The 7,717-nt window shown below is 73.1% G+C and carries 7 protein-coding genes; 1 reads left to right on the top strand and 6 read right to left on the bottom strand.

The window, feature by feature from the left end; genetic code table 11:
* Nucleotides 1–120 precede the first annotated feature (120 nt).
* The 4 genes from fxsA to ACFWY6_RS28975 all read right to left on the bottom strand — a co-directional run bounded on the left by fxsA (nucleotide 121) and on the right by ACFWY6_RS28975 (nucleotide 4,218).
* Nucleotides 121–696 carry an FxsA family membrane protein gene (fxsA, locus tag ACFWY6_RS28990; RefSeq protein ID WP_384696311.1) on the bottom strand — a complete coding sequence of 192 codons (576 nt, stop codon included), beginning with the start codon at nucleotides 694–696 and terminating at the stop codon, nucleotides 121–123.
* A 99-nt stretch (nucleotides 697–795) separates the two neighbouring features.
* The gene (locus ACFWY6_RS28985) at nucleotides 796–1,587 is read right to left on the bottom strand and encodes a polyprenol monophosphomannose synthase (protein ID WP_361817464.1); all 792 of its coding nucleotides are present in this window, start codon (nucleotides 1,585–1,587) and stop codon (nucleotides 796–798) included.
* A 489-nt stretch (nucleotides 1,588–2,076) separates the two neighbouring features.
* Entirely contained in the window at nucleotides 2,077–3,720 is a 1,644-nt protein-coding gene (locus tag ACFWY6_RS28980; RefSeq protein WP_384696308.1) for an amidohydrolase, read from the bottom strand.
* A gap of 57 nt (nucleotides 3,721–3,777) precedes the next feature.
* The gene (locus ACFWY6_RS28975) at nucleotides 3,778–4,218 is read right to left on the bottom strand and encodes an Lrp/AsnC family transcriptional regulator (RefSeq protein WP_030789227.1); all 441 of its coding nucleotides are present in this window, start codon (nucleotides 4,216–4,218) and stop codon (nucleotides 3,778–3,780) included.
* Nucleotides 4,219–4,417: 199 nt separating this feature from the next.
* Here ACFWY6_RS28975 and ACFWY6_RS28970 point away from each other — a divergent pair, with 199 nt between their 5' ends.
* Nucleotides 4,418–4,879 carry a hypothetical protein gene (locus tag ACFWY6_RS28970; RefSeq protein WP_384696305.1) on the top strand — a complete coding sequence of 154 codons (462 nt, stop codon included), beginning with the start codon at nucleotides 4,418–4,420 and terminating at the stop codon, nucleotides 4,877–4,879.
* Nucleotides 4,880–4,883: 4 nt separating this feature from the next.
* Here the strand turns inward: ACFWY6_RS28970 and ACFWY6_RS28965 are convergent, their stop codons facing one another.
* Nucleotides 4,884–5,975 carry a phosphotransferase family protein gene (locus ACFWY6_RS28965; protein WP_384696302.1) on the bottom strand — a complete coding sequence of 364 codons (1,092 nt, stop codon included), beginning with the start codon at nucleotides 5,973–5,975 and terminating at the stop codon, nucleotides 4,884–4,886.
* A gap of 29 nt (nucleotides 5,976–6,004) precedes the next feature.
* Nucleotides 6,005–7,132, bottom strand: a complete 1,128-nt coding sequence (locus ACFWY6_RS28960) for a hypothetical protein (protein ID WP_384696299.1) — start codon at nucleotides 7,130–7,132, stop codon at nucleotides 6,005–6,007.
* Nucleotides 7,133–7,717 lie beyond the last annotated feature (585 nt).

Genomic DNA, 7,717 nt, shown 5'->3' with positions numbered 1-7,717 from the left:
GGGGTCCGGGGGGCTGGTTTATGTGTAAAGCCCCCCCCCCCCCCACATCCGCGGGCGGGGGCCCGGCGGCGCGGGCCCCCGGCCTTCGTGCGTGCTTCGTGCGTATGCCCGCCCGCGGGCTCAGTGCGGGAGCTGCGGGTCGTCCGGGCGCGGCCCCCGGGCCGGCGGCTCGTCGTCCCTGATGACCTCGCCCTGGACGACCTTGCCGTCCGGGCGGTGCATGCGCGCCTGCTGGAAGGCGTCGCCGAGGCCGCCGGGGGTGGCCTCGCGGACCTTGCGCTCGATGGTCCGCTCCGCGAAACGGCCAAGGGCCTTCTGGACGGGCGGCACCAGGAGAACCAGTCCCAGGGCGTCGGAGATCAGCCCCGGCAGGATGAGCAGCAGCCCGCCCAGCATCGTGAGGGCGTTGCCGCCGCCCCGCTCGGCGGTGGGGGGCGTCAGGCCGCTCTGCTGCTGTTGCAGGGTCTCGCTGAGCTCCCGGAAGGCCCGGCGTCCGGCGCGCTTGATGACCACGCCGCCGAGCACCACACCGGCCACGAGCAGCAGGAAGACCGTGAGCCCGCCGGCGGCGCCCGCCACGACGGTCAGCAGCCAGATCTCCAGGACCAGCCACGCGGCGATGCCGAGCGGCAGGAACCTCAGGACGCGGGAGCGCCGGGGCCGGGCGGGTCGGGTGGGCGGTACGCCAGTCGTCATGGCTCCAGTGTGCCTGGGCCCGGTTCAGTCCGGCATAAGGGGATGATCAATAAGCGCCGCTCAGGGGCCCGCGGCCCCCTGTGGGGGCCGGTGCGGGCCTCAGCGGGGCTTGCGGCCCGTGACGCGGCCGACGCGCTCGCCCACGCCCCACGCCGTGACGCGCCAGAGCGCCTCGGCGACGATGTCCTGGCTCATCTTGCTGTCGCCGTGTTCGCGCTCGATGAACGTGATCGGCACCTCGACGACGTGGTACCCGGCCTTGATGGCCCGGCGGGCCAGGTCGACCTGGAAGCAGTAGCCCTGCGACGCGACCTCGTCGAGGCCGATGCCTTCGAGGGTCTCGCGGCGGAACGCGCGGTAGCCGCCGGTGATGTCGCGCAGCGGCACGTCGAGCATCAGCCGGGAGTAGGTGCTGCCGCCGCGGGAGATGAACTCGCGGTACTTGGGCCAGTTGACGATCCGGCCGCCCGGCACCCAGCGCGAGCCGAGGACGAGGTCGGCGCCCTTGAGGGCGGTGAGCAGCCGGGGCAGTTCCTCGGGCTGGTGCGAGCCGTCGGCGTCCATCTCGACGATCACGCCGTAGTCATGGTCCAGGCCCCACCGGAAGCCCGCGAGGTAGGCGGCGCCGAGGCCTTCCTTGCCCTTGCGGTGCAGTACGTGGACCTGGTCGTCGTCGGCCGCGAGCTCATCGGCAATCTTGCCGGTGCCGTCGGGGCTGTTGTCGTCGGCGACGAGGATGTGCACATCGGGCACGGCGGCCCGGACACGGCCGACGATGGACTGGATGTTCTCCGCCTCGTTGTAGGTCGGAATGATCACCAAGGCCATGCCGAGCGGGCCGAACTGCCTCCCCTGGTCACCGGTTTCGGAGACCCCACCGCCGTCGTTCACTACTGCCCCTTCGTTCGTACGCAGAGGACCACCATAGTGGCCGCGTCCGGAGTGGCCACGGCGGCACGGGCAGATGAACGGAGTACTGCGGATCGGGGCCCGGCACCCTTCGGGCCGACCTGGGGCCCGCTGGCTGCGGGTCGACCGAGAGCCGTTGTCTACTGAGCGTCCGGGCCCCACCCGGGTCGCACCTGCCGACTCGGTGGAACGTTCCCTCGCGTCCGTGGCGCGGGCGCTGGACCTGGCTCCCAGTGGTGGTGCGCCGGTGCGGCACACCTCCCATGGCCCAGCGGCGTTCGACGGCTGCGTGGAGGTTCCCCGGTCGGACGTCCTGTGGTGGACCCGGCCGAACCTACCGGCCGACGGCGGCGTTCTGTCAATAGCCGTTTGACCTGGGCCGTTTGGAGAGACAGCCAGGTCAGTGCGGCGGATGCGCAGGTCGCGGGAGACGGCGAAGGGCCGCGATCGGCCGTACACACCGCGGGGACATCACTCGTCCGGCCGCACGAAGACCGGCTGCCCGAACACGACCGTGCGCAGGCAGACGGGCAGCTCGGCCCCCGGCGTCAGATCGGGCAGTCCCGGCGTTCCGGAGCGCGGGTCGGTGGACCAGCGGGCGACGCGGTCGTCGGGTGCCTGGACGACCAGGTCGTCGGTGCGCCACACGGCGTAGTCCGCGGGCGCGCCCGGCACCAGGACGCCCGCGTCGTCCCGGCCGATGGCCCGCCAGCCGCCCCGGGTGTGGGCGGTGAACGCGGCACGTACGGAGACGCGGTGTTCGAGGGTCCGGTGGAAGGCGGCGGCGCGGACGGTGCCCCAGGGGTCGAGCGGGGTGACGGGGCTGTCGGAGCCGAAGGCGAGCGGGACGCCGGTGCGCAGCAGGGCGGCGTACGGATTGAGGGTGCGGGCCCGCTCGGCGCCGAGGCGCTGGACGTACATGCCGTCGTCACCGCCCCACAGGGCGTCGAAGGCGGGCTGCACGGACGCGGTGAGGCCCAGCTCGGCGAAGGCGGCGATCGTCTCCGGGGTGAGCATCTCGGCGTGTTCGACGCGGTGCCTGGCGGCGCGGACGCGGGGCAGGCCGACCTTCTCGGATGCGGCGCGGATGCCCTCGACGACGGCGGTCATCGCGGCGTCGCCGATGGCGTGGAACCCGGCCTGGACACCGGCCTCGGTGCAGGCGATGACGTGCGCGGCGACGGCGGCGGCGTCCAGGTAGGCGGTGCCGGTGTGGCCGGCGTCGGCGTACGGCTCGTGCAGACAGGCGGTGTGCGAGCCGAGGGCGCCGTCGACGAAGAGGTCGCCCGCGGCACCGACCGCACCCAGTTCCTTTGCACGGGCGATGCCTTCCGCGCCCTGCTCGGCCCAGTAGCCGACGACGCGCGGCCCGGCCTCGCCCGCGGCCAGGCGGAGCAGTCCGGTCAGGTCGTCCTCGCCGGAGATGTCGGGTCCCGCGCACTCGTGCACGGAGCCGATGCCGAGCGAGGCGGCGCGCCGCAGAGCCGCGCGCTGGGCATCGGTGCGCTGCTGCGGGGTGAGCGCGCCGAGGGCTGCGGCGCGCACCGCGTGGTGGGCGTCGGCGGTCAGCGGGGCGTCCGCCTGGAAGCCGGTTCGCCCGGTGACGCCGGGGACGAGGTCGAGCAGCGCGGTGCTGACGACCGCCGAGTGGACGTCGATGCGGGAGAGGTAGAGGGGGCGGCCGCCGGTTGCCTCGTCGAGCTCCGCGCGGGTGGGCGGGCGGCCGCCGGGCCAGCGGGCGGCGTCCCAGCCGTGGCCGAGCAGGACACGGTCGTGCGGGCGCACGGCGGTGTGTTCGCGGACGAGGGCGAGCGCCTCGTCGAGGGAGCGCGCACCCGTCAGGTCGAGTCCCGTCAGGGCGAGGCCGGTGGCGGTCGTGTGCACATGCGCATCGGTGAACGCCGGGGTGACGAGGGCTCCCTCCAGGTCGACGATCTCGTCCACGCCGTCGGCGAACGCGTCGGCTGCCCCTTCGGATCCCACCCAGGCGACGTGCCCGCGTTCGACGACCATCGCCGTGGCGAACGGGTCGGCGGGGCTGTGGACGTCTCCGCCGCGCAGCAGCACGGTGCGGTGACCCTGAGGGGGGTTCTGGGGGGCGGTGCTCTCCATCATGGGACCAGTCTGGCCCCTGCCGGTGCGCGCCCTGCACAGGGGGCGCCCGCGGCCGTCTCAGACCTGCGGGGGCCGTGCCTCGTAGGGGGTGGAGAGCACGACCGTCGTCCGCGTCGAGACGCCGGCCAGGGCGCGCAGCCGGCTCAGCAGGTGTTCCAGCTCCAGGGGCGTCGCCACGCGCACCTTGAGGATGTAGTTCTCGTCGCCCGCCACGCTGTGGCACGCCTCGATCTCCGGGACGCCGGCGAGGCGTTCGGCGATGTCGTCGGGCGCGCTGGGGTCGAAGGGCTTCACCGAGATGAAGGCCGTGAGCGGCAGCCCGACGGCTTCGGGGTCCACGACCGCGGCGTAGCCACGGATGACACCGCGCTGCTCCAGGCGGCGTACCCGCTGGTGCACGGCCGATGTGGACAGGCCCGTGGCCTTGCCCAGGTCGGTGTAGCTCATCCGCCCGTCCTTGACGAGCAGCTGCACGATCTGTCGGTCCAGCTCCTCCATGCGCCGAACCTACAGGGCTCTTGATCCCTCCGGATACCTGAGAGCCGACGTCGGACATCTTCTTCCGGCATGTGACGAACGCCACATGCCTGTGACTGTGTCCAAAGGGATGCCACGATTACCTCTACGACGGGACGGGAAGTGCTTGCTGTGGTCGAGGCCGCAGCGCCTTCTCGGCCCACCCAAGGGGGAGAATCCCATGCAGAACTTGAAGCGCCCCGGTCGCTCTGCCCGCAGCAAGCAGCAGCGCTCCGATGAATCCGCGTCCGCCCTCGCATCGGAGGGCGTCGAACCGGGTTCCGAACCGGCCCAGCACGGCGCCGACTTCGACGCGTACGACACCTTCGAGATGTACCGCGTGACGTGCCCGGACTGCGCGCAGCCGATCGCGCTCCTGGCCGACGAGGACGTGCTGCCCGAGCACGCGCTGTGCCCCACTCCGTGGAACCCGTTCGGGCTCACGGTCTGCGCAGGCACGGGCCGCGCGGCGGCCGACGCGGCGCCCGCCGACGAGTCGATGGAGGCTCAGGAGCAGGACACCGCCCTGCTGTTGACGCTCCCTCAGGGACTCGACTGGCGGACCCAGCCCTTCTCGCACGTCGGCGGCCAGGGCTCGCGCCCGCTGAGCGTGCCCCGGCAGGTCCGGCGCTCGGCCGCCTGAGGGTTCACCAGTAGCTGCCCTGCACCATGGCCGCCAGGCTGGCGTGGTGCAGGATCAGCTTGTCCGGATCCTCGGGGACCGCGGCCTCGCCGAAGTGCACCTGGCGGTAGGCGACGCGGAGCATGACGATGGCGTGCCGCAGCGCCGCGTACAGCGTGTGGAAGTCCATGGACCGCGGTGTGTGGCCGGTCAGTTGGGCGTAGCGCTCCTCGATGCGGTCCCGGCGCAGGAAGTCGGGCAGGCCGTCCTGCCCGAAGCTCACCGTCAGGTCCTGGAAGAAGCGGTGCAGATAGACCAGCCAGCCGAGGTCGACCTCGCGGGGCGCGAGCGCCGCCATCTCCCAGTCGAGGACGGCCGCGGGTTCGAAGCCGTCGTAGATGACGTTGCCGATGCGCGCGTCACCCCAGTTGAGGACGGCGTCGCCCTCTTCGTCGGGCCACGTTTCATCGAGCCGGTCGAAGGCGCTCTCGATGAGCGGTGAGCGCGGCAGGCCGTCGACCACCCAGGCGTAGTAGGCGCGTTGGGCGGCGACGTGCCGGCGCAGTGGGCTGCCCTCGCCCGGCAGGGCGAGGAACTGGGCCTCCTCGACCGGCACTTGGTCGTGCAGGCGGGCGACCAGGCCGATCGACGCCTCCTCCAGGTGAGCTCGTTCGGCGTCGCTCGCCGCGTGCAGCCAATTCCCCTCGTACGTATAGGGCATGACGTCCGGCGGCACGCGGCCCTCGACCCGCTCCATGACAAGGAAGGGTGCGCCAAGCGGCTCCGGGTCCTCCTCCAGCCAGAGCACGCGCGGCACCGGCAGATCGGTGCGCTCGGCGACCAGGCGCATCGTGCGGTGCTGGCGCGGCAGGTCGTAGACCGGGAAGATCGTGTACGCGGCCGGGTCCGCCGCCACGCGCAACGCGCAGGCCCGCAGCGGTGGTTCGGGGTGCTCGATGTCGAAGAGCAGGGTCTCGCTCGACATGCCGTTGGACTCGGGGACCCGCACGCCGGTGGCCTTGGCGCCGGGCAGCCGCGCGGCGAGCCAGGCGGTGAGGCGGCGGGCCAGCTCCTCGGGGTCGCGGGTGGTGGTGCGGGGGCGGGGTGCTGTGGCCATCGCGGAGCTCCTCTCCTTGGCTGCGGATCTCAGGGGGCGACGGAGTCGAAGCCGGTGAAGCCGCTCGGGTCGTGGCGGCCGAAGCTGCCGTGCTCGAAAATGCCGTACCCCGTCTGCCCGTTGAGGGTGAAACGGGCGGCATGGTCGATGACTCCGTACGCGGCCATGGGGTGCGCGGCGGGGTCCGACAGGTCGTAGGCGCGCCGGTCGCTCCAGCCGCGCCCCTGCCAGGTGCCGTGCTGCCAGTCGTCGGCCGGCGGGTAGCCGGCGCCCACGGCGAGCGGCAGGGAGGCGAGGACCTCGACGCCGAGCTCCAGGGGCTTGCGGTCGCCGGGGTCGGTCAGGTGGATGACGGCGCGCTCGGGGTGGCGGGTGCCGGGGCGGTAGGTGATGTCGGCCTGGGGCCAGCCGAGTTGGCGGTCGCGGTGGCCTTCGCGGACGAGTGTCGCCTCGTTGAGGGTGCGGTGGCCGTCGGCGTCCTCCTGGGTGATGACCATGAGGAAGCGGTCGTCGAAGCGCACCGGGCTCCAGATCCAGTGGAAGCCCTCGGTGCCGAACTCCTCTTCCAGGCGCCCGCGTTCCTCGCCGGGTATCGGCCGCACGCCCCAGCTCCGGTCGCGGGTCGCGGTCCACTCCCCCGCCGTCACGGCGATCTCCTCGCCCCCGATGCGGATCTGCCCGGAGCAGCCGCCCGCCTGCACGAAGCGGCGCCCTTCGAGGGAGAGCCGGTCGCCGCGCCGCTGGATGTGGTGGGGCTCCCACAGGGCGGGGAAGCTCGCGGACCAAGTGATGTCGTACGAAAGGGAGTCGGGGTCGCCGGGATCGGCGGCGCACCTCAGGCGCAGGCGCCGCAGCGGCTCGTCGACGGTGATGCTCAGCGGGCCGACGGAGAGGTTCATCCGGTCGTCGCCGAGCGCGTCCGATGCGCGTACGGCGTGCAGCGTATCCCCGGTGCGCAGGGTGGCGTAGGCGTCGATCACCCCGACGTTCGGGTAGACGCCGAGCCCGAGGATGAGGAGCGCGCGGCCCTCGTGGTCGAAGAGGTGGAAGATACAGCGGTCATAGGCGTTGCGGTCGCCGGTCGCGACGTGCTTCATCGAGAGCGGGACCTGGTGGATCGGGTACTCGTCGAGCGGAACGGGACGGTCCTCTGCCACGGCAAACCTCCCTGGGCGCACGGCAGTTGCGAGTGCGCGGGGCAGGCCGACGGCCCCCGGCGCGGAGTTGACGGTACGTCAGACAACGCGACGGAGCCAGACACGTGTCAGCCCGCGTTCACCGGGCCGGCGCCGCCCGCGTTCCCACTGGGAGCCCGCACATCACCGCACGGGCCTGTCGCGAACTGAGGCTCGATTCCGACCGGCGGTGACCTGTCCGGCTCGGTGCGCGTTGGCCCGGCATGACCACCCCCACACCGATGCCCGCCGCGCTCCCGCCGACCGGCCGCCGCAGGCGCCCCCTGCTGACGGCCCCCGAACCCCCCGCAGAATCGGTTCCCCAATACCCCCAGCGCCCCCCGTCACCGCAGCACCCTCAGCCGCCCCAGCGCACTCATTCCCCCCAGCCGCCACAGCCACCCCAGCCGCAGCTGCAGGACCCGCCCATCTACCGCGCCCTGATCCGGAACTGGGCCGAGCGCGGCAAGACGCTGCCGGGGGGGGGGGGGGGCGGGGGTGCCCCCCCCGCGGCGGGGGGGGGGGTTGCGGGGGGGGCGCGGCGCGCCCCCCCGGGCCCGGATGAGC

It is taken from the genome of Streptomyces sp. NPDC059037, assembly GCF_042740015.1.
In the GTDB taxonomy this organism is placed as follows: domain Bacteria; phylum Actinomycetota; class Actinomycetes; order Streptomycetales; family Streptomycetaceae; genus Streptomyces.
Note: the sequence above shows the minus strand (reverse complement) of the source record. Positions and strands in the feature narration are given on the sequence as shown.